A 22,948-nucleotide genomic window follows, 5' to 3' on the forward strand; every position below is an offset into this window, starting at 1 on the left:
GGTAGACTTTCCGCAAGTGAACACACCGCAAGGCCGGGATTCGGCGCTGCACGATCCCGAAACGGACACTTCCGTCCGCTCCGCCCTCCGATCACCTGCACGCCTCAAGACGGAACTGCTCGCCGGCCTCGTGGTCGCGCTCGCGCTGATTCCCGAGGCGATCTCGTTCTCCATCATCGCGGGAGTCGATCCGCGCGTCGGGCTCTTCGCTTCGGTCACGATGGCGATCACCATCGCGTTCGTCGGTGGGCGCCCCGCCATGATCTCCGCAGCGACCGCGGCGGTCGCACTGGTGATCGCCCCGGTGGCCAAGCAGTACGGCGTCGAGTACTTCATCGCGACCGTCATCCTCGCGGGCGTCTTCCAGATCCTGCTCAGCCTGCTCGGCGTCGCGAGGCTCATGCGGTTCGTGCCACGCAGCGTCATGGTGGGCTTCGTCAACTCGCTGGCCATCCTGATCTTCGTCGCCCAGTTGCCGCACCTGATCGACGTGCCGTGGCTCGTGTACCCCATGGTGGCGGTCGGCCTCCTCGTGCTCGTCTTCCTGCCGAGGTTCACGCAGATCGTCCCGGCGCCGCTGGTGGCGATCGTGCTCCTCAGCGTGGTGACGGTGGTGTTCTCGCTCGACGTGCCCAACGTGTCCGACCAGGGTGAACTGCCGGACAGCCTGCCCTCCCTGTTGATTCCGGACGTGCCGTTCACGCTCGACACCTTCGAGATCATCGCGCCCTATGCACTCGCGATGGCGCTCGTGGGTCTCATGGAATCGCTCATGACGGCCAAGCTCGTCGACGACATCACCGACACCCACTCCGACAAGACCCGGGAGGGATGGGGGCAGGGCATCGCCAACATCGTCACCGGATTCTTCGGCGGCATGGGCGGCTGCGCCATGATCGGCCAGACCATGATCAACGTCAAGGTGTCCGGGGCGCGGACCCGCATCTCGACGTTCGCGGCCGGTGTGTTCCTGCTGATCCTCATGGTCGTGCTCGGCGACATCGTCGGCCTGATCCCGATGGCTGCGCTCGTCGCCGTGATGATCATGGTCTCCGTCGGGACGATCGACTGGCACAGCGTGCATCCGCGCACCCTGAGACTGATGCCGATCAGTGAGACCCTGGTCATGGTCGTCACCGTCGTGGCCACGGTCGTCACCCACAACCTCGCCATCGGGGTCGTGCTCGGTGTGCTCACCGCGATGGTGCTGTTCGCCCGCCGGGTCGCGCACATGACCACGGTCGAGAGGACCCTCACGAGCGACGACACGTGTACCTACCGGGTCACGGGGGAACTGTTCTGGGCGTCGAGCAACGATCTCGTCTTCCAGTTCGACTACATCGGCGACCCGGAGAACGTCGTCGTCGACCTCACCGCCGCCGACATCTGGGACGCGTCCACCGTCGCGACCTTCGATGCGATCCAGCAGAAGTACGCGGCCAAAGGCAAGACGGTCACCATCGTCGGACTGGACGGCGCGAGCCTAGAACGCCTCCGCCGGTTGTCCGGCCGACTCGGTGGGGAGAACTGACTGCGCCTCCCGGGAGCAGGCTGCCGTTGTCGAGGCGCAACTCGACGGCGATCGATTCGACGTAACGTGAGCGCATGATCGCGATCGAGCTCGCCGCGGTGGTACTGCTCCTGGTGCTGGTCGTGGTCTCGGTGGTGCTGTGGACCCGGCGGGTGGTCACCACACCCGCCGAACGCGCGGTCCACGCGACCCTGCACACGGCGTCCCTCGCGGCGCGCCCCCTGCGCGCCGGGCTCGACGCGTCGTCCGCGAAGGAGGCCGCTCCGCACCTGCGGATGCTGCTGGCCGAAGCGCGCGCGGTGGCGCTGCTGGACGAGAACGGCGCCCTGCTCGCCTGGGACGGCCCGTTCGACGAACTGACGGACGCGATGATCACCGCCGCGGGCCGTGCCGTTGCCGACAAGCGTCGCGTGCTCGTCGGGCACCACGACCTGCGACGAGACCACGGCGACCTCGCGGCCCGCGCACTGATCGCCCAGCCGCTCGTCGTGGAGGACATGGGTGTGGCGGGGGTGCTCGGCGTCGTGACGACCGTCGAACCCGGCCCGGCGCTGCTCGGCGCGATCACCGAAGTGGCGCGGTACGCGTGCAGTCAGATCGAGCTGGCCGAACTCGATGCCTCCCGCGCCCGGCTCGACCGCGCGGAGGTCCGCGCGCTGCGCGCCCAGATCAGTCCGCACTTCATCTACAACGCGCTCAACACGGTGGCGTCGTTCGTCCGGACCGACCCGGACCGGGCCCGCGAACTGCTGCTGGATTTCGCCGACTTCACCCGCTACTCGTTCCGCGCGGCCGGTGAGTACACCCTGCTCGCCGACGAACTGCGCAACATCGACCGGTACCTGACGCTCGAACGTGCCCGCTTCGGCAACGCCCTCGAGGTGCGCCTGCAGATCGCGCCCGAGGTGCTCAACGTGACGCTGCCCTTCCTCGCTCTGCAGCCGCTCGTCGAGAACGCCGTGCGGCACGGGATCGCGGGCAAGGAAACTCGCACGGGCACGATCACCATCACCGCGGCGGACGAGGGCACCGACTGCGTCATCAGCGTCGAGGACGACGGGATCGGCATGGACCCGGAGCTGCTGCGATCGGGCACGCTCGACGCGATCGCCGAGAGCGAGCACGGCAGCGGTGTCCGCGAGTCCGCGCACGTGGGTCTCGCCAACGTCGACGACCGGCTGCGTGCGGCCTTCGGTAACGACTACGGCCTCGTCGTCGAGACCGCGCCGGGGGCCGGCACCCGGGTGAGCATGCGCGTGCCGAAGTTCAGGGCGGGTATCCGGCCGTGAGGAACACCGGGCATGGCACGATGGATTCGCCGTGAACGAGATCACAGACAACCTGACCGTGCTGGCGGTCGACGACGAACCGCCCGCCCTCGACGAGCTGGCCTACCTGCTGCGCGCGCAGGAGGAGATCGGCGTCGTCCACACCGCGGGAGACGCGACGACCGCTCTGCGCGTGCTGCGCGACGGAGGCATCGACGCGGTTTTCCTCGACATCAACATGCCCGGACTCGACGGGCTGGAACTCGCAGGCATCCTGCGCAATTTCGCGGTGTCCCCGGCCGTGGTGTTCGTGACCGCGCACGACGATCGCGCGGTCTCGGCGTTCGACCTCGGCGCCGTCGATTACGTCCTCAAGCCGCTGCGGGAGGAACGACTCGCCGAAGCGGTCCGGCGGATCGCCGAACGCAGCCGACCCGCGGCGCAGGCCGCATCCGACACCGGCCAGAGCGACGACGTGATCCCGGTCGAGCTCGGCGGTGTCACCACGCTCGTGCCGCGCTCGTCGGTCCACTGGGTCGAAGCCGAGGGCGACTACGCGCGACTGCACACCGCGACCGGTTCGCACCTGGTGCGGATCCCGATATCGACGCTCGAGAGCCGCTGGGCCGATGCCGGCTTCCTGCGCGTGCACCGCTCCTTTCTCGTGGCGCTGCCGCTCGTCACCGGTATCCGCAGTGTGGGTTCGGGTCTCGTCGTGTGCCTGCGCAGCGACAGCAACTCCCCGCCCGTCGAACTGCCGGTCAGCCGCCGGCACACGCGGGAACTCAAGGACCGGCTCATCCGCGGTCCGATGCAGTCGTGGACGTCGCGATGAGCACCACCGGCGGATCGCCCCCGCAGCGGCAGCGTGTTGTCCTCGCCGAACGGCGCGGGGCGCGCATGGTCCGCACCCGGGTCGAGGTGCAGCAACAGACCGAGGTGGGCGACGCGATGGTCCGCGGGCTGGTCCGGGCACAGCTCGGGCTCGCCCTGCGGGTCGCGCTGTTCACCGTGTGCCTGCTGGGCGCCATTCCGGTGCTGTTCCATGTCGCTCCCGGTCTCGCCGTGGTGACGGTCCTCGGGATCCGCCTGCCGTGGGTGTTGCTCGGTGTGGTCGGTTATCCGATCCTGCTCGGTATCGCGTGGGTGTATCTGCGCCTCGCCGAACGCAACGAGCAGGATTTCACCGACCTCACCGACGATTGACGACCCCGTGAGCGGATCGATTCCCGTCGTCACCGTCGTCGGTCTCGTCGCCGCGGCGATCGCCACCGTCGCGATCGGTGTGTACGGCGTGCGGATGGCGCGCACCACCTCGGACTTCCTCGTCGCCTCCCGCAGCGTCGGGCCACGCTGGAACGCCGCAGCCATCTCCGGTGAATACCTCTCGGCGGCATCCTTTCTCGGGGTGGCCGGGCTCGTCGCGAAGTTCGGTGCCGATGCCCTGTGGTATCCCGTCGGTTTCACAGCCGGCTATCTGGGTCTGCTGCTGTTCGTCGCTGCGCCGCTGCGACGTTCGGGTGCCTACACCGTCCCGGACTTCGCGGAGTTCCGGCTGGGGGAGAAGTGGCTGCGCACGCTGTCGATGATGGTCGTGGCGATCATCTGCATCCTGTATCTGGTGCCGCAGTTCCAGGGCGCGGGACTCACGCTCAACATCCTTCTGGGAGTGCCCGACTGGGTGGGAGTCGCCGTGGTCGGGGTGATCGTCGTGGCCAACGTGGTCGGCGGTGGGATGCGCTCGATCACGTTCGTGCAGGCCTTCCAGTACTGGCTCAAGCTCACTGCGGTCGCCCTGCCCGCACTGGTCCTCACGTTGCACTTCGTCGGCGACCACCGGGCCGTCGACGAACCCGTGCCGCCCACCGTCGCGGAGATCACGACCGTCGACGTGACGATCGACGTGGTCGTGCAGGTCGCCGAGCCGTTGCCGGTCGTGGTGACCGGGGAGATCGACGGCCGATCGGTCGCAGGTGACTTCGAACTCGAGCCGGGAGAGCACGTCCTCGGGGCAGGCACCGAACTCGTCCTCGATGCCGGTTCTCCGGTGCCGGTGGTGGCCGGTGCGCCGACCGACAACGACAGCTGGGCGTCGCCGGGGGCCGGATTGGGGGCGAGCAGCGAACATCCGTTGTTCCAGGTCTACTCGCTGATGCTTGCGACCTTCCTCGGAACCATGGGTCTGCCGCACGTGCTGGTGCGCTTCTACACGAACCCGGACGGTCGCGCGGCGCGCATGACGTCCTTTGCCGTGATCGGGCTGCTCGGGCTGTTCTATCTGTTCCCGACGCTGCTCGGAGTGTTCGCGCGCCTGTACGTCCCGCAGCTGCTCATCACCGGACGCTCCGATGCGGCAGTGCTGTTGCTGCCGGGATCGGTGCTGTCGGGCTGGGGTGGGCAGTTGCTCGCGGCGCTGGTCGCCTCGGGTGCGATCGCGGCATTCCTGTCGACGTCGTCCGGACTGTTGGTGAGTGTCGCCGGTGTGTTGTCCACGGACGTGCTGCGCGGCCGGGTGCGCGACTTCCGGGTGGCCGCGGTGCTCGCCGGTGTGGTGCCGCTCGTGCTCGCTCTGTCGGTGACCTCCCTCGACCTGTCGCGTTCGGTCGGGCAGGTCTTCGCGATCGCCGCGTCGACGCTGTGTCCGTTGCTGGTGCTGGGGATCTGGTGGCGCGGCCTCACCGCGATCGGCGCCGCGGCGGGGATGGTCGTCGGTGGTCTCGTCGCGGGCGGTGCAGCCCTGGCGACCGTGCTGCTGCCGATCGATCCGTCGGTGGCCTCCGGGTGGCCGACGGTGCTCTCTGCCTATCCTGCGGCGTTGAGCGTGCCGCTGGCGTTCGTCACGATGATCGCGGTGAGCGTGCTGACGCGTCGCCGGATCCCGCGCGACGTCGGCAGGACCTTCTCTCGCATGCACGTGCCCGAGCGGCTCGGCATGGGCCGCGACCGCGAACTCGGAGCGTTCGGCGACCGGGGGCGGGGACCCGGGGAGAGGCGCCGTTCGTCGCGGTGACGTGACCGTTCGTCGCACGAGGACACCCCTCGTCGTTCCATCTCTTGCCTCCTCTGTTCGTGTGACAGCCGTCTCATTAGCGTTGTGATCATCCTCACCTCACACGACGACCAAGGAGTCGGTAGTGACCACAGCACCACTCAGCGAGAGTGGCGTACCCCAGCAGCGACGGATACCGACGCCGCAGGAGTTCGTCACGATGCAGGAGAGCCCGGAGTTCCAGGAACTGCGCAGCCGTCTGCGCCGTTTCGTGTTCCCGGTGACGGCGTTCTTCCTGGCCTGGTACGCCCTGTACGTCCTGCTCGCCACCTACGCGGACGAGTTCATGGCGACGAAGGTCATCGGCAACATCAACGTCGGGCTGATCCTGGGTCTCGGCCAGTTCGTCACGACCTTCGTGATCACCGCCGTCTACGTGAAGTTCGCCGGCCGTGAGCTGGATCCGCGTTCCGCCGCGATCCGCGAGGAACTGGAAGGACCGCAGCAGTGACCGTTCTCGCGCAGAGTGGGGCCGACGTCGGTAACCCGATCCTCAACATCGCCATCTTCGTCGCGTTCGTCGTCGTGACGATGGGCCTGGTCATCAAGGCCAGCCGGACGACGAAGAAGGCCTCCGACTTCTACACCGGCGGTGGCCAGTTCTCCGGGCCGCAGAACGGCTTCGCCATCGCCGGCGATTACCTGTCGGCCGCGTCGTTCCTCGGTATCGCCGGTGCGATCGCCGTCTACGGATACGACGGCTTCCTGTACTCGATCGGCTTCCTCGTCGCATGGCTCGTCGCCCTACTGCTCGTCGCCGAACTGCTCCGCAACACCGGCCGGTTCACGATGGCCGACGTGCTGAGCTTCCGGCTCAAGGAACGCCCCGTCCGCATGGCGGCGGCGCTCTCGACCCTCGCGGTGTCGCTGTTCTATCTGCTCGCACAGATGGCCGGCGCCGGCGGACTCGTCGCGCTGCTGCTCGACATCGAGGGCAAGGCCGGCCAGGCGATCGTCGTCGCGGTCGTCGGTGTGCTCATGATCGTGTACGTGCTCATCGGCGGCATGAAGGGCACGACCTACGTGCAGATGGTCAAGGCCGTGCTGCTCGTCGCCGGGGCGGGCCTGATGTTCGTGCTCGTCCTGTTCGCGGTGCGGGGCAACTTCTCGCAGCTGCTCGCCGACGCTCAGGCGATGGTGTCGAACTCGTCGAACGAGGCCGTCGCGCAGCGTGACGTGCTCGCTCCCGGTGCCAAGTACGGCATCAGCAACATGACGCAGATCGACTTCCTCTCGCTCGGTCTCGCGCTGGTCCTCGGCACCGCGGGCCTGCCGCACGTGCTGATGCGCTTCTACACCGTGCCGACCGCCAAGGAAGCACGTCGTTCGGTCACCTGGGCCATCGCCCTCATCGGCGCCTTCTACCTGTTCACCCTGGTGCTCGGTTACGGTGCCGCGAAGATGGTCGGCCCCGACGCGATCCTCGGCGCTCCCGGCAAGGAGAACTCTGCGGCTCCGTTGCTGGCCTTCGAACTCGGCGGCACTCTGTTCCTGGCGATCATCTCGGCCGTCGCCTTCGCCACGATCCTTGCGGTCGTCGCCGGCCTGGCCATCACCGCCTCGGCATCCTTCGCCCACGACATCTACGCCAGTGTCATCAAGCGTGGCAACGCCACCGAGGACGAGCAGGTGCGGGTCTCGCGGATCACGGTCGTCGTGATCGGTCTGGTGGCGATCGTCCTCGGTATCCTCGCCATGGGACAGAACATCGCCTTCCTGGTGGCCCTGGCCTTCGCGGTCGCCGCCTCGGCGAACCTGCCCACCCTGCTGTACTCGCTGTTCTGGCGGAAGTTCAACACGACCGGCGCCCTGTTCAGCATCTACGGCGGTCTGATCAGCTGCCTCGTGCTCATCGTGTTTTCCCCGGCGGTGTCCGGTGCACCCTCGGCGATGTTCCCGAACGTGGACTTCTCCTGGTTCCCCCTGTCGAACCCGGGCATCGTGTCCATCCCGCTCGCGTTCGCGCTCGGCATCGTCGGCACCTACGTCGGACGCCGCAAGCAGGAGGACCGGTACAAGCAGGCGGAGATGGAGGTCCGCTCGCTTACCGGCGTCGGTGTGGAGAAGGCCGTCTCCCACTGATCCTCTGCGCCGCGTGGCCCGCTCCCGCGCCGGGGGCGGGCCACCGTCGTGTCGGGGCGCCCCGCCGGTGGAACGGACCGTCTACTGTTGCGGACCATGGCGAAACTCGAAGTGTCCACCGACCTTCCGCTCGACCCGCACGCAGCGTGGGAGCACGCCTCCCGCCTCGAGTCGTTCGGGGAGTGGCTGAGCATCCACGACGGGTGGCGCAGCGACCTGCCGGACACCCTCGCCGAGGGCACCACCCTGCAGTCGGTGGTATCCGTCAAGGGCATGCGCAACCGCGTCACATGGACGATCGTCGAACTGGACGCGCCGCACCACGTGGTGCTGAAGGGAACCGGCAAGGGCGGCACGAAGTTCTCGATGCGACTCGCCGTCGCGGCCCGCGGCGACGGTTCGACGCTGTCGATGAAGATCGACCTCGGCGGCGCACCCCTGTTCGGTCCGATCGGATCGGGGGTGGCGCGCGCCCTGCACGGCGACCTGCAGTCGTCGCTCGACACCTTCGCGCGCCGCTACGGCGGGAACTGACGCCTCTGGACACGTCCCCGGGAAAGGCGTAGACCCGTAAGGACAACCGCGGCCCGCCCGCGGATCGGATCCGTCGCCGAGTGCTCGGTACTCGACGCGAATGCGAGGTCGACGCCCATGTCCGAGGATCACGACCCGGGTAGCGCCGGGCATGCCGCCGAATCGCGGTGGTGGGCGTGGGCGGCCTGTCTCGCCGTGACCGCGGCGATCGTGGTGCCGCTCGCGGAGGCGGGTCTGCGTGGCGTCGTCGCACTGCTGCTGGTCGCGGTGGCCGGCGCAGCCCTGGCCGTTGCCGGGGCCTACTGGTTCCTCACCCACCGGGGCGTGATCCGCGGGGCAGCTCTGGCCATGACCGTCCTCGCGCCGGTGGTCGTGATCGTCGTCTTCGCGGCGTCGGGTCACCTGTGGGTCGCCGTCGCGTCGGTGCTGCTCGTCGCGGTGGCGGTCGCGTGTGGGCGCCGCGCTCTACGACATGCTCGACCGGCGCCGCAGCCGGTCTTTCCGGCCGTACCCGTTCGGCATCCCTTCTTCGTCATGAATCCACGCTCCGGCGGCGGCAAGGTCGTCCGTTTCGACCTGCAGCACAAGGCCGAGGAACTCGGGGCCGAAGTGGTGTTGCTGAGCGGTCCGCAGCAACTCGACGTCACCGAGGTGGCGGAGAAGGCCGTCGAGCGCGGGGCGGACCTGCTCGGCGTCGCGGGTGGTGACGGAACGCAGGCCCTGGTCGCGGCGGTCGCGGCGGAACACCGGCTTCCGTTCGTGGTGATCAGCGCCGGAACCCGCAACCATTTCGCTCTCGACCTCGGACTGGATCGGGAGGATCCCGCCGCGGGTCTGGACGCCCTCCGGGACGGGGTCGAACTGCGCGTCGATCTCGGCCGGATCAACGGGCGGCCGTTCGTCAACAATGCGTCCTTCGGTGTCTACGCGGAGGTGGTCCGGAGTCCGCAGTACCGTGCCGACAAGACGGCGACGGTGCTGCAGATGCTGCCCGATCTGCTCGGTGAGCAGGGCCGGCCGGGCTTGCGGGCACACATCGACACGGAGGCCGTCGACGGGCCCCAGGCGGTGTTGGTCAGCAACGGTCCGTACGCCTTCGACGACCTGGCAGGAATGGGCCGACGGCCCCGCCTGGACAGCGGCCGGCTCGGTGTCGTCGCGATCTCGGTCTCGAACGCACGCCAGGCGGTCGGCCTGTTCCGCCGCACCCACGACCGAGGACTGTTGCAGCGCACGGCGACAGAAGTGGTCGTCGATGCGGACGTACCGGAGATTCCGGTCGGAGTCGACGGCGAGTCGGTGATGTTGTCGACACCCGTACGATGCACGATCTCCACCGGAGCGCTACGAGTTCGTGTTCCCCGCAACCGTCCGGGAGTGCGTGTGCCACCCCCGCACCTCGATTCCGCCCGATTGCGGAAGATATTGTGGCCGAATTGAACTCTTCGGATCTCACATTCCGGCGTATCCCACGACTTCAATGGAGGGATGTGCAGATGGATGGCGTATACCGGTGATCCCGTCCTGATGGACGACCTGCTCTTCCGGCCGGTGCACTCCCTGATCGATCAGAGCCTGCATTCCAAGATGGGCGCAACTACCACGAACGGCGACGGCTTCGGCATCGGATGGTACGGAGAAGGCCCGAGGCCGGCATTGTTCAAGTGCATCGAACCCGCCTGGAACGAGAGCAACCTCCGCGAGCTCGCCACGCAGATCCGTACGCCGTTGATGTTCGCGCATGTCCGCGCGTCGACGGGAACTCCGGTGCAGCGCACCAATTGCCACCCCTTCCGCTACGAGAACAGGTTGTGGATGCACAACGGGGCGGTGCACGGATTCCACCTCATGAAGCGGGATCTGGCGATGGCCGTCGATGCGAGTCTCTACGACGCGATCCGGGGGTCGACGGATTCGGAGATGCTGTTCTACCTCGCGCTCACCTTCGGCCTCACCGACGACCCGTTCACCGGCGTGGCGAAGGCCGTAGGCTTCGTGGAGGACGTCGGAGCTCGCCTGGGCATCGAGAATCCCATGCAGGGAACGCTCGCCACCACCACCGACGGCAGCAGCGTCTGGGTGTTCCGGTATTCGACGGAGCGGAAGACACGCTCGTTGTTCTACTCGGCCGACATCAAGGCGATACGGGCGCAGCATCCCGAAGTGGAAGTGCTGTACCAGCTGGGGGACGACACCCGCTTCGTGGTGTCCGAACCCCTTCGGGATCTCGAAGGGGCCTGGCTGGAGGTTCCCGAGTCCAGCGCGGGCGTCGTTCAGGGGAGCGACCAGGAGTTCCGGCCGTTCGCGCCGATCTCGCCCGTGCGCTCGATGTGATCACGACGAATTCCCCGCTACAGACGTCGCTCCCGCCGAGTGCGGCAACGATCAGGTCGTCGGTGGGTTCCCAGGGTTGCGCGCGGGCCTGATCACCAGTTCCAGAGCGAGCAGTGCCAGTACCGCACCCAGCACAATGAGCGTGACCACGAGTCCGGTGGGATAACGCCAGAACATCACGAGCAGTGCAGCCACTCCGATGACGACCGATCGGATGGCGGTGCGGGCGCGGAAAGCGTTTTTCTCGAAGGGATTCGGCGAACGGGGCTGTCGCAGTCGCTGAACGGCATCGAGGCTGCGGCCGAGCCCACGCCGAACGGTCCGGGCGGAGGACGAGCCACCGGTGAGGTAGGCACCGAGAGCGATCACCAGTCCGAGTACCGCGACCGCCCGAAGGCTGGTCCGCAGCGGCATCAGCACGGCATCGATGATGGCTGCTGCCGCCTCCGGCGACAGGACGTCGGGCGGGACATCGTCGAGATACAGCGATCGAGCGATGATGAGCGCGACCGCCAGAACGAACATTCCTACAACCAGTGCGAGGCCGACGAAGGCGAGTGCGCGTAGGCGACGGCCCGGCGGCGCGACGGCGACTGCGCCGGCAGCAGCGGCGAGGGTGATCCAGGGCAGCACATCCGAAACGTTGTCGAGAGTGTTCACCGCCCGCTGCGCCCGGACCAGTTCCGGTGATCGGAACAGGACCAACTGCTTGTCGACACTCGGGATCTTCTCGGCGAACGTGAAACCGCGGTCGAGAAGACGTCCCTTCACGTTGTCGATCACCGTGCCGAGCGAGATGCTCACCGTGCCCGAATCGTCGACCGTCACCGACGACGGTCCGACGTTCCCGGTCACGACCGCAACCAATGCGTTGTGGGCGGCGCGGTGGGCCTGGATCCACAGATCCTCGAACTGCTCGCTCTGCACGAGCGACAACACCGTCTCGTTGACGAAGTTTCGTGCCTGCCCGGTGATCACCGGTGCCAGTCCCTCGACGGCGCGGTCGACGCGCGGCGCGTTCTCCGTGGCCGGAACGGCGTCGGTGAGAGCAACGAGAGCGTCGGTCGTCAGTCCTTCGACGTCGACGCGCGTGAAGATCTCGTCGGTAACGGAATTCGCGATCTGTGTCTGGACGGCGGGATTCGAGCCCAGTGGGGCGACGGTGGTCACGTACCGGTCGGTGTCGAGGATCTCGCTGCGCACGAACCGTGCGGTGACCGCGAGGACGGCCAGAACCGCGACCAGCACGGTGAGCAGCGCAACCGCAGCCCAGCGCCATCCGTGTCTCGCGGGCCGCGGCTCGGGAACGGGCTCGACCCCGACAGCGGCTCGCTCCCGAAGCGTGGCGACCTCCGCACGCAACCGGTCGAGTTCGGCGCGTTCGTCGTCGCTCAGCCGGCCCGGTCGGGGCTCTTCACCGCCCGCGCCGATGTTCGTGGTCATCCCTGCATCGCCCCCTTTCGGGGCCGGATCCAGTATGCGCCGATGGGATCGGTCCGGCAGGAAATTTGGACCCTATTTGCTTCAGAAGTGGCCGTCGGGCGGTCATACTCGACGGGAAGGGGGATCTGTTCTCGACGACACCGACGGAAGTCGGCTCCCGGCTTCCGTGAACGATCTTTCATCGAAACGAGGCTTCAGGTGACCGATTCGGATATCGACGAGATGGGCCCGGTCGACTATCTCGTCATCGAATTCCCCGCCGACCGACCACCGAACGGCTCTGCTCTACCGCTGCTGCTCGACCTCGTCGAGCGAGGCATCATCCGGGTACTCGATCTCGCGTTCGTCCGCAAGGACACCGACGGTTCGGTCGCCGGGATCGACATCTCCGAGGTCGGACTCGAAGGAGAAGTCGACGTGACGTTGTTCGCGGAGGCGTCGTCGGGCCTGCTCGGCGACACCGATTTCGACGAAGCGGGGGCCGCGCTCGAGCCGGGCTGCTCGGCGGCCGTGCTCGTCTACGAGAACACCTGGGCTGCTCCGCTGGCGCGGGCACTGCGTCGCAACGGCGCCGAACTCGTCGCGTCCGGGCGTATCCCGGTTCAGAGCATCCTGGCTTCGCTGGAGAAGCTCGACGTCGAAATGTGATTCGAGCGAACGAAATACAGGAGGAGATCGACATGCCAGGATTACTCCGCGGGGTGGCTCGCACTGCAGTCGTGGCCGGGACGGCGACGGCAGTCTCCAACCGCGTCTCCCGTCGACAGGGAGAGCGATGGGCATCGCAGGGGCAGGCCGTCTACGGTCGTCCGGCGCAGTACGCGCCCGAACCCGAACCCGTGCCCACGCCTCCTCCGGCCGCCCCACCTCCGGGTGGAACGGACCGCATCGCCGCGCTGAAGGACCTCGCCGAACTGAAGGCCCAGGGCGTGCTCACCGAGGCCGAGTTCGAGAGGGAGAAGGCGCGAATTCTCGCATCCTGAAATACGAGTGCGGCATCCGGTTCGAGTGACTACGACCGTTCCGACGCGACGATCGATGCGATGGGACCGGGCTCGTGGGCGACTGGAGGTGCACGGTACACCGGACCGGCGAGCCGGCCGACCGTCTGGCGAGGCTGTCGTTGGTGCTCGCGGACGAACTCACCTCGGCGGAGGTACGGGATCGTGCGCGTGTGCTCGCCCGTGAGCTCTTCGGGCACGACGTGGACGTCGGGGAGGTCGAGCCGGAGAACTGGTCGACCCGCTGGCCACCGTCGACCTGAGCTCGTACCGGTCATGCATTGAAAGTATTGAGAGAGAACGTATCCCGAATGTTTCCGGCCCTCTCCTCACGACACGGTCGTCACTGTGCTCCGGAGGCGGAAGGCGTGGCACTCGAGGTCGCGGGAAGGAGAGCGGACGCAACGAGTCCGACGAGCCCGATGCATGCCAGCACGATCATCGCGGCCGCATACGAACGGTCCGGAGTGGCGAGACCGACGACGAGGACGGTACCTGCCACGGCAGTGCCCAGGGACGAACCCAGATTGGACACGCAGCGCGACAGACCCGAGATCTCACCCTGCTGTTCCTCCGGGAACGCCGACTGCACGACGTTGACGGAGGGAGTGAGCATCGCACCCAGCCCGACGCCGATGAGTAACAGGCCAGGAGCGAACGCCCATGCGCTGGTCCACGCACGCACCAACAGGAGCAGAACCACGATGCCGGCGAGGGTGACGACGAAGCCGCTCATGATGAGAGCGCGCTGTGAATGCCTGTCGGCCAACCGTTCCGCCAGTAACGAGGCACCGAGGATGCCGGCGGTGGACGCGGTGAAGATGACGCCGGTCTCGATCGCGTTGTAGCCGCGGACCACTTGCAGGAATGCCGAGACGACGAAAGCGACACCCATCAATAGCAGCCACTGGATGTTCTGGGTGACGAGCGCGAGATTCGACGTGCGGTTGCGGAACAGGTCGGTCGACAGTAGTGGCACTCTGCCGGCTCGTTCGAACCGCCGTACGTGTAGGAAGAACCCGACGACGAGCAGGATTCCGATGCCGATGAGGGTAGCGGACACCGAGAGTGCGTTGTCCGCCTGGAGAATCCCCATGACGATACAGACGAGACCCGCGGCGGACAGGACGGCACCGATCCCGTCGAAGGGTGTGGTCGGATCCGGGGGCAGGGGATCCTCGAGCCCTCGGCTCAGAACGACGATGGCGGCGACGATCAGTGCCTGGAAGACGAAGGCAGCCCGCCAGTCGATCGCGGTGGTGATCAATCCACCGATCAACGGCCCCGCCGCGGCGCCGATCCCACCCATACCGGTGATCACGCCGAAGGCCCGTGCCCGGGACTTCATGTCGGTGAAGAGCATCGTCGTGAGGATATAGACGGGTGGGATCAGCAGTGCGGTGCCGATTCCTTCGAAGATCGAGTTGCCCAGGATCAGGATTCCCAGACCCGGTGCTGCCGCACTCAGGAGGGCTCCCACGCCGTACAGGATGAGCCCGGCGACGAAACATCGCTTGCGACCCCATCGATCCGTCAGCTTCCCACCCGGAATCATGAACGCCGCCATGACCAGAAGGAACACGGTGATCGCGGTCTGGACGCCTTGCACCGTGGTGTCCAGATCGACGCTGATGTCGTTGATCATCACGTTCATGTTCGAACCTGCGAAACTGCAGATGAACTGAGCGAGGGCGAGTGGAAGCAACATTCGCCGGATGGGGGCGGACGGTCTCGCCACCGGATTGTCGGTCATCTCGTACTTCCCGTCGCGAAGGACGTCGCCGAAACTCTGCACGTCATGATCCACCGCGGTGGTGCACAGTGGCGTCGACGAGTCGAAACCGTGACCTTGACCTCGCATCCGAGACCAGAGGAGGATCGAAGGACTCGACTCCTCTTCTCGCGGGGGTACCGCCATGCTTCTCGAGGACTACGGCTTCATCGGTGACCTGCAGACCTCCGCGCTCGTCGGCCGGAACGGCTCGATCGACTGGCTGTGCATGCCCGCCTTCGACTCCGGATCGTGTTTCGCGGCTCTGCTCGGCGGCCCGGAGCACGGACGCTGGCTCGTCGCGCCCGAGGCGGAACCCGCGGCGGTGAACCGCCGCTACGCCGACGGCACCCTGGTGCTCGAGACCGACTTCGAGACCGCGGACGGTGCCGTCCGCCTGATCGACTTCATGCCTCGCCGGGGGTCGGGTCCGCCTCGGTTGGTCCGCATCGTCCAGGGTCTGCGCGGTCGGGTGCCGATGCGGATGCATCTGTCCTTGCGTCCCGACTATGCGGCCGTCACTCCATGGGTCGAGGCGGTGGCCGACGGTGCCGTCGCGACGGCCGGCCCGGATGCCTTCCATCTGTGCACGACGGTACCGTTGGAGATCCGTGCCGGGACCGTCGAATCCGAGTTCGTCGCCGTGGAGAGCGGCCGATACCGATTCGCTCTGGACCGGTACGCATCCTTCGAACCGGCCCCCGTCGTCGAGGATGCCGAATCCGCGCTCGCGCGTACCGTGGAGTGGTGGCGCGAGTGGACCGGCCGGTGCACCTACAAGGGGGCGTATCGCGACGAGGTGATCCGGTCTCTGATCGTCCTCAAAGGGATGACCGACGAGACGACCGGCGCGATCGTGGCGGCCCCGACCACTTCCCTGCCCGAAGCTCTCGGCGGGGTACGCAATTGGGACTATAGATACTGCTGGCTGCGCGACTCGGTGCTGGCACTCGAGGCGCTGCTCGCCGGCGGATACACCTCCGAGGCCCTGGCCTTCCGTGACTTCCTGCTCCGGGTGGGGACGGGTGATCCGGCCGATATCCAGATCATGTACGGGATCAGGGGCGAACGCCGGCTGACCGAGTTCGAGGTGGATCATCTGCCCGGTTATGAAGGGTCGGCACCTGTGCGGGTCGGTAACGCCGCTGCCGAACAGTTCCAACTCGATGTGTACGGCGAAGTCCTCAGCGTGGCGTACAAGGGGGCCGAGGCACTCGGCAGGATCGAGGCGCACATGTGGCCCCGATGGCAGGCGGTGATCGAGCACGTCGAGAAGATCTGGCGGGAACCCGACGACGGGATCTGGGAAACACGCGGTCCCCGCCGGGATTTCACACAATCCAAGGTGATGGCCTGGGTCGTCTTCGATCGTGCCGTCCGGCTCGCGGAGGGGTTCGGGCTCGACGCTCCTCTCGAACGGTGGAAGCGGACCCGCGACGAGATCCACCACGAGATCTGCGAACGTGGATACGACCCGGTCCGCGGCACGTTCACGCAGTACTACGGTTCCGCGGAACTCGATGCCAGTGTGCTGCTCATCCCGCTCGTCGGCTTCCTGCCTCCGACCGACGACCGGGTCACCTCCACGATCGACGCGATCCGGAACGAACTCGGTCGCGACGGCTTCGTGTCCAGGTATTCCACGACGCACACCGACGACGGGCTTCCGGGAGACGAAGGCCAGTTCCTGGCCTGCTCGTTCTGGTTGGTGAGTGCATTGGCGCTCAACGGCCGGGTCGACGAGGCCCGCGCATTGTTCGAGCGGTTGCTCGGACTCGCCAACGATCTCGGACTGCTCGCCGAAGAGTACGACGTGCAGGCGGGACGGCAGGTCGGCAACTTCCCCCAGGCATTCAGTCACCTCACCCTCGTCGGCGCGGCCTGTGCGATCACCGTCGCCGAACGGGCGCATGGAGCGGATCCTGTCGACGGAGCTCCGGCCGTCTGATCCGGCTCCCTACGAATGTCATGTGTCCGTGGGATATTCGCCCACAACCGTGCGTGCTGTATGTATCCTGGGGGTACGTGCAACCCGGATACGCCCCGTGTTCGTCGGTGTCTGTACATCGAACGAACTACATTGATGCGCTTGGGAACCGGTAGAAATCGTACGAATGTCACCGATTCGGCGCGGGCACTTCCCCGGACTCGCCGAGCACGTTTCAATGACAGGTGCAGAGGGGCTCTCGGGAGCGCAGGGGATACGCTTCCGCGTCGCTGCTCCGTCGGGACAACGCGAACGGTGGCAGGGGAGCGACAATGGAACATGGTGTTGTGCTGTGGTTCGACGCCGGTCTGGGTCACGGGTTCATCCGTGACGACGACGGTACGGAGATCCTGGTGCACTACTCGCAGATCGACGGAAGCGGCTACCGCTTCCTGACCGGGGGCCAACGGGTCCGTTTCGAGATCGGTTACGGGATCTTCGGACGACAGGCGGTCAACGTGCAGGTGTGCTGACATACGGGACGCTCGGATGGTGTGTGATCGAGTAATGGACACACGGGCGAACGAGAGGGCGGAGGAGACCCACATTCATGCTGCGACTCCGACCGAGGAGCAGGTGTGGGCCTCCCGAGCCGCAATCGAGCGGGCCACGGGCGTGCTGATGGAGCGGTACGGACTCGATGCCGAGCAGGCGAAGGAGACGTTGCTCCAGGCCTCCCGTCACGCCGCCGTGTCGATGGCGCAGTTCGCGGAGGACGTGCTCACTTCGGGTCGAGCAGGTGAACCCCCCGAGATCCGAGTGGTGCTGGACGCCGCGTCCGCGCCTTCCGGTCTACGGAAGGCCGTCGCCTTCATCGAGTCCGAAGCGGCTCGTCCCATCAGGTTGGCGGACATCGTGGCTGCTGCGGGGGTCGGAGCCCGCGCTCTGCGGTACGACTTCGTGCGCCACCTCCATACGACGCCCACCCGATACCTTCGTTCGGTGCGTCTCGAGCGGGCTCATCGGGAGTTGCAGGCCGCCGACCCACAATGTGAGACGGTCGCGTCGATCGCTGCGCGGTGGGGCTTCTCGTCGCCCGGACGATTCGCGACGCAGTACCGGTCCGTCTATGGCAGATCCCCTCGCATGACCCGGTCGGACGCGCGGTGGTCCGATCGAACTACTGCCGATCCTGCAGAAGACGAATAGACTGTACCGAAAGCGAACGATGTGTTCGCTCTCGACGCTGCCGGCGGGGCGCGAGACTTCCGACGCAGGGGGTTGGATCTGTCGACCTGCCCCGCCGGCAGTACTCCGAGTGCCCACATTCGGCCCTGGTGATGACATTTCGGCGTATGCTCGGAACATCGGTGATCGCCTGTCACCCCCTGCACGGACGATCACCGCCGCCGGGTGGATTCGAGGTAGGCCACCCAGGCGATGCCGAACCCTGTCGCCCATTCCCCCTGCTCGGGTGGCAGGGTTTCGGTGCTGTCAGTACGTTATATGTCGGGATCCGGCTCCGGGTCCTGTGATCTCCCGGGCTCCTCGTCGACGTCGTTTCCCGAGGCTTCCGCATCGACCTCGTCGTTCGCGCCGGGAGAATCGATTTCCCCCGAAGCGTGAGAATCGACGCCTTCAGGATCGTCCTTCCCGTGTACTCCGTTTCCTTCGGGAAGAGACACGGGGAGTTCGGCCGAATACGGTGCACGCGGTGGGGCGATCTCGTCGAGACGTTCGTTGATCGTATGGGCGATCAGATCGTGCTGCAGGCAGGGAAGCGGCAACAATCCGTTCAGATACGCCTCGATCTCGACCCTTCCCACTTCGCCCCCGAGGGCGAAGTAGCGCAGCCACAACTCCTCCACACCCAGTCCGGCGACACGGAGCGCAGCGAGGAATCTGTGACGGTGTTCCCCGTCGGGGAGAAAGTGCATTGCGACCTCAAACTGTTTCGTTGTAGGTCGACGCGACTATCTCCGCTGCCACCTCCCGTACGGTGATGCGCCGCTGTGTAGACAATTCGAGCAATGGCTGCACAGCACGATCGGCATCGATGTTCTCGCGCAGCATCACGATTCCTTTGGCAGTAGCGATCAGGTCCCGGTCGCGCAGGGCCCGAAGCAACCGCTCGTTGAGTGCTTCGGCTTCGGTCAGAGTGTGCATGTTCGCCAGCAGGATCGCGGCCTGCTCGGCGAAGCGGCCGAGGATGTCCTCACTGTCTGCCGTATAGACACGCGGGCGTGTGGAATAAACCTTCAGTGCGCCCATGATCTCGCCCGCGTACTGCAGGGGAACGCTCAGCGACGACGACATTCCCATCTCTGCAGCCCACCTGGACCATTCCGGCCAGCGCTGCTCCTCTCGGAAGTCGTCCACGCGCACCGGCACGCCGTCACGGATCGCCGCCAGACAGGGACCGTCACCGAGCTCGTACTGCAACGCGTCGAGACGTTCGACCATCTTTCCGGTCGCGGCGGAAGTAGACCGGTTGCTCTCGTCGTCGACGAGAGTGATTCCCGAGCCGTCCGTGTCGGGCAGTGTGTCCTTCGCCAGCGAGGTGATCAGCTCGAGCACGGTGGCCACGGTCTGTTCGGACAGCAACACTCCGGCCATGCGGGCGAACACCGCGGCCCATGCATCGGGAGTCGGATCATGCGACTCCCGTCATATCCCACCTCCTGCCCGAACGCACCCTCGTGCATCTTCCGATGCCTCGACGCTACCCGCTCCCGAGCATCGACGTTCGTGGACGTACCATCCCGACCGCTCGGTGCGACATCCCACCGGAACGTGCCCGGATTGGCAGAATCCGGAGTATGCCGACCCGGACGATCGGTGGTCACCGCATCACCCTGACCAACCTCGACAAGGTGCTGTATCCGAGCACCGGGACGACGAAGGGCGAGGTCGTCGAGTACTACGAAGCCGTCGCCGAGGCGATGCTTCCCCATATCGTCGGCCGGGCAGCGACCCGTAATCGGTGGCCGAACGGTGTCGGCGAACAGTCCTTCTTCGAGAAGAACCTCCCCGACCACGCACCGGCCTGGCTCGACCGTCGCACCCTGCATCACAAGGACCGGCGGGTCACCTACCCGCTGTTCGATTCCGCCGCCGGGCTCGTCTGGCTCGGGCAACAGGCAGCCCTCGAACTCCACGTGCACCAGTGGCGTTTCGACGGAGAGAAGGCCGGACCCGCGACCCGCATCGTCTTCGACCTCGACCCGGGGCCCGGCGTGGGCCTGGCCGAGTGCGGGGAGGTCGCGCGCCACGTGCGCGACACCGTCGCCGAACTCGGGTGGTCGGCCTATCCGGTCACCAGCGGCAGCAAGGGCATCCACCTGTACGTCCCGCTCGATCGGATGCTGTCGTCGTCGGGGGCGTCGAAGGTCGCGAAGCAGGTCGCGCGCAATCTCGAGACCACCCTTCCCGACCTGGTGACCGCGACGATGGCGAAATCGGCGCGCGAGGGCAAGGTCTTCGTCGACTGGAGCCAGAACAACAGTTCCAAGACGACGGTCGCGCCGTACTCGCTGCGCGGTCGCGACGAGCCGTGGGTGGCGGCGCCGCGCAGCTGGGACGAAATCGACGACCCCGACCTCGCGCAACTGCAGTTCCGGGAGGTCCTCGCCCGCATCGAGGAGTTCGGGGACCTGCTCGCCGGTCTCGACCCGCCCCTCGGCAAGGCTGTGTCCGGCGGCAAGACCGTGTCCGGCGGCGACGCCCTGGACACCTACCGCGGCAAGCGCGACGCGTCGCGCACCCCGGAACCGGTACCCGACCGCGTCCCCGACGACGGCCCCGGCAACAGGTTCGTCATCCAGGAGCACCACGCGCGTCGCCTGCACTACGACCTGAGGCTCGAACGCGACGGTGTGCTGGCGTCGTGGGCCGTACCGAAGAACCTGCCGGACACCTCGGGGCGCAACAATCTCGCGGTACGGACCGAGGACCACCCGATCGAGTACCTGACCTTCCACGGGACGATCCCGAAGGGCGAATACGGCGCCGGCAGCATGACCGTGTGGGACACCGGCACCTACGAGACCGAGAAGTGGCGGGACGACGAGGTGATCGTGCGGTTCCACGGCGACCGGATCGAGGGACGGTACGCGCTGATCCGCACCGAGAAGAACCAGTGGCTGGCGCACCGCATGAAGGACCAGTCGTCGCCGAGCACCGAGTCGTCCGATGCCGATCCGGCCTCCCTCGTCGGATCGTCGGGGTCCAAGGCCTTCCCGCGCGATCTCGCGCCCATGCTCGCGACCTCCGGTGACGTCTCGGGTCTCGACGCCGAAGACTGGGCGTTCGAAGGCAAATGGGACGGATACCGCGCCATCGCGGAGATCGAGGACGGCACCGTCAGGCTCCGCAGCCGATCCGGTCGCGATGTCACCGGCGACTACCGGAAGCTCGTCGAACTCGCGACGATCCTCGACGGTCACCGGGCGGTGCTCGACGGGGAGATCGTCGCCGTCGACCGCTCCGGGGTGACGAGCTTCTCGATGCTGCAGCGGGGCGTGAACTACGAGTACCGCGTGTTCGACGTGCTGTATCTCGACGGGGTGTCGCTGCTGCGCAAGACCTACGACGATCGCCGACGGGTCCTCGAGGCGCTCGCCGCTGCCACGGACGGACTGATCGTCCCGGATCTGCTCCCGGGTGACGGCTCGAAGGCTCTCGCGTGCAGCCGCGCGAAGAACTGGGAGGGCGTGGTCGCCAAACGCCGGGACTCCGTGTATCTGCCGGGCAAGCGCGGCGCCGGATGGATCAAATCGAAGAACTGGCTCACCCAGACCGTCGTGCTCGGCGGATACCGCCGTGGCAACGGCAACCGTGCCTCGACCTTCGGCTCCCTGCTGCTCGGCGTCTACGACGACGACGGTGAGTTCGTGTACGTCGGCAAGGTCGGCACCGGTTTCGATGACGAGACGCTCCTGTCGGTGGCGAAGGCTGTGAAGGGGCGCACGAGCCGCACGAACCCGTTCGCGAACGAAGTGCCGGCCGCCGAACGCCGCGATGCGGTGTGGTTGCGGCCCGAACTCGTGGGGGAGGTGCGGTTCGGAGGATGGACGGAAGGAGACCGGGTGCGGCACGCGAGCTGGCGTGGTCTGCGCGACGATGTGGACGCGTCGAGTGTGGTGCGAGAAGAGGAAACAGGCGCTGACTGCTAACGTTCGTTCGAAGTCGGGTGATCGGGCATTAGGGGAGGCATCAATGGCCGAGGGCTCGCGTGGCGTCGTCCGTCGGATCGGTTTGGTCGAGGATCACGAGTCGGTCGCGCTCGGGTTCGCAGCGATGCTCGCCGATCAACCCGATCTCGAGCTCGCAGGTACCGCCACCACCGTCTCGGGTCTGCTCGAGCAGGTCACCGACCTCGACCTCGCCGTTCTCGACCTGCGCCTGTCCGACGGATCCTCCCCGAAGAGCAACGTCGAGCAGCTGCGCGCGGCGGGCCTCGAGACCCTGGTCTTCAACGGCGCCGAGAACCCGTATCTGCTGCGTTCGGCCGCCCGCGCCGGTGTGCTCGGGGTGGTGCGGAAATCCGAGCCCGCGGCCGTGGTGATCGAGGCGATCCGCGTGGCCGCCGCCGGAGGGCAGGTCGCGAGCACCGAGTGGGCCGCGGCGATCGACGGTGATCCCGAACTCGACGATGTCGGCCTGAGTCCGCGGCAGCTCGAAGTGCTCGAACTGTATGCGTCGGGGGAGAAGCTCGACCGGGTCGCCCGGCTGACGGGTCTCGCTCCGCAGACCGTCAACGACTACCTGCAGCGGATCCGCCAGAAGTACGCGGAGGCAGGTCGTCCCGCACCCACGAAGACGGATCTGTACAAACGTGCCGTCGAGGACGGGTGGCTGCCGATGCCCGAACGGTCGGATGTCCGCCGTCGCTGACGAGCCGGCCGGGGACACCGGGGAGAAGTCGCACGATCGCAGCACGGCGGCTGCCGACCGACTTCTCCGGATGTTCGCGCGATTCGTCGCGATCGGATATCTCTGCTACTTCG

22 protein-coding genes are annotated in these 22,948 nt (G+C 66.8%); 18 read left to right on the forward strand and 4 right to left on the reverse strand.

What is annotated here, in order from left to right; all coding sequences use genetic code 11:
• Window positions 1-16: 16 nt before the first annotated feature.
• The 10 genes from A5767_RS08780 to A5767_RS08825 all read left to right on the forward strand — a co-directional run bounded on the left by A5767_RS08780 (window position 17) and on the right by A5767_RS08825 (window position 10,798).
• A complete protein-coding gene (locus A5767_RS08780) occupies window positions 17-1,531 on the forward strand; it encodes a SulP family inorganic anion transporter (protein WP_064852102.1) in 1,515 nt (504 codons plus the stop codon).
• Between the two features lie 74 nt (window positions 1,532-1,605).
• On the forward strand, window positions 1,606-2,820 hold the full coding sequence (locus A5767_RS08785) for a sensor histidine kinase (RefSeq protein ID WP_064852103.1): 1,215 nt from the start codon (window positions 1,606-1,608) through the stop codon (window positions 2,818-2,820).
• Window positions 2,821-2,851: 31 nt separating this feature from the next.
• Window positions 2,852-3,634 carry a LytR/AlgR family response regulator transcription factor gene (locus tag A5767_RS08790; protein ID WP_006551612.1) on the forward strand — a complete coding sequence of 261 codons (783 nt, stop codon included), beginning with the start codon at window positions 2,852-2,854 and terminating at the stop codon, window positions 3,632-3,634.
• Window positions 3,631-4,005, forward strand: coding sequence for a hypothetical protein (locus tag A5767_RS08795; protein WP_024103122.1), 375 nt, complete (start codon window positions 3,631-3,633; stop codon window positions 4,003-4,005). The genes A5767_RS08790 and A5767_RS08795 overlap by 4 nt, the downstream gene beginning before the upstream one ends.
• A 7-nt stretch (window positions 4,006-4,012) precedes the next feature.
• Window positions 4,013-5,809 (forward strand): sodium/solute symporter, encoded by a 1,797-nt coding sequence (locus A5767_RS08800; protein WP_064852104.1) that lies wholly within the window; start codon window positions 4,013-4,015, stop codon window positions 5,807-5,809.
• A gap of 124 nt (window positions 5,810-5,933) precedes the next feature.
• A complete protein-coding gene (locus A5767_RS08805) occupies window positions 5,934-6,299 on the forward strand; it encodes a DUF485 domain-containing protein (protein WP_019289889.1) in 366 nt (121 codons plus the stop codon).
• On the forward strand, window positions 6,296-7,930 hold the full coding sequence (locus A5767_RS08810; RefSeq protein WP_064852105.1) for a solute symporter family protein: 1,635 nt from the start codon (window positions 6,296-6,298) through the stop codon (window positions 7,928-7,930). The genes A5767_RS08805 and A5767_RS08810 overlap by 4 nt, the downstream gene beginning before the upstream one ends.
• Window positions 7,931-8,026: 96 nt before the next feature.
• Window positions 8,027-8,464 (forward strand): type II toxin-antitoxin system Rv0910 family toxin, encoded by a 438-nt coding sequence (locus tag A5767_RS08815; RefSeq protein ID WP_016695006.1) that lies wholly within the window; start codon window positions 8,027-8,029, stop codon window positions 8,462-8,464.
• A 117-nt stretch (window positions 8,465-8,581) separates the two neighbouring features.
• Complete coding sequence (locus A5767_RS08820) at window positions 8,582-9,904, forward strand: diacylglycerol/lipid kinase family protein (RefSeq protein ID WP_064852106.1); 1,323 nt, start codon at window positions 8,582-8,584, stop codon at window positions 9,902-9,904.
• Between the two features lie 60 nt (window positions 9,905-9,964).
• Window positions 9,965-10,798 carry a class II glutamine amidotransferase gene (locus A5767_RS08825; RefSeq protein ID WP_064852107.1) on the forward strand — a complete coding sequence of 278 codons (834 nt, stop codon included), beginning with the start codon at window positions 9,965-9,967 and terminating at the stop codon, window positions 10,796-10,798.
• A gap of 51 nt (window positions 10,799-10,849) precedes the next feature.
• Here A5767_RS08825 and A5767_RS08830 read toward each other — a convergent pair whose 3' ends face one another.
• Window positions 10,850-12,241, reverse strand: coding sequence for a hypothetical protein (locus A5767_RS08830; RefSeq protein ID WP_064852108.1), 1,392 nt, complete (start codon window positions 12,239-12,241; stop codon window positions 10,850-10,852).
• Between the two features lie 198 nt (window positions 12,242-12,439).
• Here A5767_RS08830 and A5767_RS08835 point away from each other — a divergent pair, with 198 nt between their 5' ends.
• The 3 genes from A5767_RS08835 to A5767_RS08845 all read left to right on the forward strand — a co-directional run bounded on the left by A5767_RS08835 (window position 12,440) and on the right by A5767_RS08845 (window position 13,505).
• A complete protein-coding gene (locus A5767_RS08835) occupies window positions 12,440-12,889 on the forward strand; it encodes a DUF6325 family protein (RefSeq protein WP_006551605.1) in 450 nt (149 codons plus the stop codon).
• A gap of 32 nt (window positions 12,890-12,921) precedes the next feature.
• Window positions 12,922-13,224 carry an SHOCT domain-containing protein gene (locus A5767_RS08840; RefSeq protein ID WP_033096945.1) on the forward strand — a complete coding sequence of 101 codons (303 nt, stop codon included), beginning with the start codon at window positions 12,922-12,924 and terminating at the stop codon, window positions 13,222-13,224.
• A gap of 74 nt (window positions 13,225-13,298) precedes the next feature.
• Window positions 13,299-13,505 (forward strand): hypothetical protein, encoded by a 207-nt coding sequence (locus A5767_RS08845; protein WP_006551603.1) that lies wholly within the window; start codon window positions 13,299-13,301, stop codon window positions 13,503-13,505.
• Window positions 13,506-13,585: 80 nt separating this feature from the next.
• Here A5767_RS08845 and A5767_RS08850 read toward each other — a convergent pair whose 3' ends face one another.
• Complete coding sequence (locus tag A5767_RS08850; RefSeq protein WP_231913149.1) at window positions 13,586-14,950, reverse strand: MFS transporter; 1,365 nt, start codon at window positions 14,948-14,950, stop codon at window positions 13,586-13,588.
• 208 nt (window positions 14,951-15,158) lie between these two features.
• Here A5767_RS08850 and A5767_RS08855 point away from each other — a divergent pair, with 208 nt between their 5' ends.
• From A5767_RS08855 to A5767_RS22560, 3 genes are all read left to right on the forward strand, one after another.
• Window positions 15,159-16,961 carry a glycoside hydrolase family 15 protein gene (locus A5767_RS08855; RefSeq protein WP_006551602.1) on the forward strand — a complete coding sequence of 601 codons (1,803 nt, stop codon included), beginning with the start codon at window positions 15,159-15,161 and terminating at the stop codon, window positions 16,959-16,961.
• A 311-nt stretch (window positions 16,962-17,272) separates the two neighbouring features.
• Window positions 17,273-17,473 carry a cold-shock protein gene (locus A5767_RS08860; protein WP_016695737.1) on the forward strand — a complete coding sequence of 67 codons (201 nt, stop codon included), beginning with the start codon at window positions 17,273-17,275 and terminating at the stop codon, window positions 17,471-17,473.
• Between the two features lie 103 nt (window positions 17,474-17,576).
• Entirely contained in the window at window positions 17,577-18,149 is a 573-nt protein-coding gene (locus tag A5767_RS22560; protein WP_231913150.1) for a helix-turn-helix domain-containing protein, read from the forward strand.
• A gap of 293 nt (window positions 18,150-18,442) precedes the next feature.
• Here A5767_RS22560 and A5767_RS08870 read toward each other — a convergent pair whose 3' ends face one another.
• Window positions 18,443-18,877 (reverse strand): hypothetical protein, encoded by a 435-nt coding sequence (locus tag A5767_RS08870; RefSeq protein ID WP_064852109.1) that lies wholly within the window; start codon window positions 18,875-18,877, stop codon window positions 18,443-18,445.
• Window positions 18,878-18,884: 7 nt separating this feature from the next.
• Window positions 18,885-19,556: a GAF and ANTAR domain-containing protein gene (locus A5767_RS08875; RefSeq protein WP_064852135.1), complete on the reverse strand. Its 672-nt coding sequence runs from the start codon at window positions 19,554-19,556 to the stop codon at window positions 18,885-18,887.
• A gap of 203 nt (window positions 19,557-19,759) precedes the next feature.
• Between A5767_RS08875 and A5767_RS08880 the strand changes: the two genes are divergently transcribed.
• Together A5767_RS08880 and A5767_RS08885 are read left to right on the forward strand one after the other, a co-directional pair.
• A complete protein-coding gene (locus A5767_RS08880) occupies window positions 19,760-22,114 on the forward strand; it encodes an ATP-dependent DNA ligase (protein WP_064852110.1) in 2,355 nt (784 codons plus the stop codon).
• 43 nt (window positions 22,115-22,157) lie between these two features.
• Window positions 22,158-22,835 carry a response regulator transcription factor gene (locus A5767_RS08885; RefSeq protein ID WP_064852111.1) on the forward strand — a complete coding sequence of 226 codons (678 nt, stop codon included), beginning with the start codon at window positions 22,158-22,160 and terminating at the stop codon, window positions 22,833-22,835.
• Window positions 22,836-22,948: the final 113 nt, after the last annotated feature.

Source organism: Rhodococcus sp. 852002-51564_SCH6189132-a (assembly GCF_001665495.1).
Classification (GTDB): Bacteria; Actinomycetota; Actinomycetes; order Mycobacteriales; family Mycobacteriaceae; genus Rhodococcus; species Rhodococcus pyridinivorans.

What these genes read in the sequence shown, in the direction of transcription:
- A5767_RS08785 (WP_064852103.1), top strand. Translation starts at nt 1,606, where the DNA reads ATGATCGCGATCGAGCTCGCCGCGGTGGTACTGCTCCTGGTGCTGGTC.
- A5767_RS08795 (WP_024103122.1), top strand. Translation starts at nt 3,631, where the DNA reads ATGAGCACCACCGGCGGATCGCCCCCGCAGCGGCAGCGTGTTGTCCTC.
- A5767_RS08815 (WP_016695006.1), top strand. Translation starts at nt 8,027, where the DNA reads ATGGCGAAACTCGAAGTGTCCACCGACCTTCCGCTCGACCCGCACGCA.
- A5767_RS08820 (WP_064852106.1), top strand. Translation starts at nt 8,582, where the DNA reads ATGTCCGAGGATCACGACCCGGGTAGCGCCGGGCATGCCGCCGAATCG.
- A5767_RS08825 (WP_064852107.1), top strand. Translation starts at nt 9,965, where the DNA reads ATGGCGTATACCGGTGATCCCGTCCTGATGGACGACCTGCTCTTCCGG.
- A5767_RS08830 (WP_064852108.1), bottom strand. Translation starts at nt 12,241, where the DNA reads ATGACCACGAACATCGGCGCGGGCGGTGAAGAGCCCCGACCGGGCCGG.
- A5767_RS08840 (WP_033096945.1), top strand. Translation starts at nt 12,922, where the DNA reads ATGCCAGGATTACTCCGCGGGGTGGCTCGCACTGCAGTCGTGGCCGGG.
- A5767_RS08850 (WP_231913149.1), bottom strand. Translation starts at nt 14,950, where the DNA reads ATGTTGCTTCCACTCGCCCTCGCTCAGTTCATCTGCAGTTTCGCAGGT.
- A5767_RS08855 (WP_006551602.1), top strand. Translation starts at nt 15,159, where the DNA reads ATGCTTCTCGAGGACTACGGCTTCATCGGTGACCTGCAGACCTCCGCG.
- A5767_RS08860 (WP_016695737.1), top strand. Translation starts at nt 17,273, where the DNA reads ATGGAACATGGTGTTGTGCTGTGGTTCGACGCCGGTCTGGGTCACGGG.
- A5767_RS08870 (WP_064852109.1), bottom strand. Translation starts at nt 18,877, where the DNA reads ATGCACTTTCTCCCCGACGGGGAACACCGTCACAGATTCCTCGCTGCG.
- A5767_RS08875 (WP_064852135.1), bottom strand. Translation starts at nt 19,556, where the DNA reads ATGGCCGGAGTGTTGCTGTCCGAACAGACCGTGGCCACCGTGCTCGAG.
- A5767_RS08880 (WP_064852110.1), top strand. Translation starts at nt 19,760, where the DNA reads ATGCCGACCCGGACGATCGGTGGTCACCGCATCACCCTGACCAACCTC.
- A5767_RS08885 (WP_064852111.1), top strand. Translation starts at nt 22,158, where the DNA reads ATGGCCGAGGGCTCGCGTGGCGTCGTCCGTCGGATCGGTTTGGTCGAG.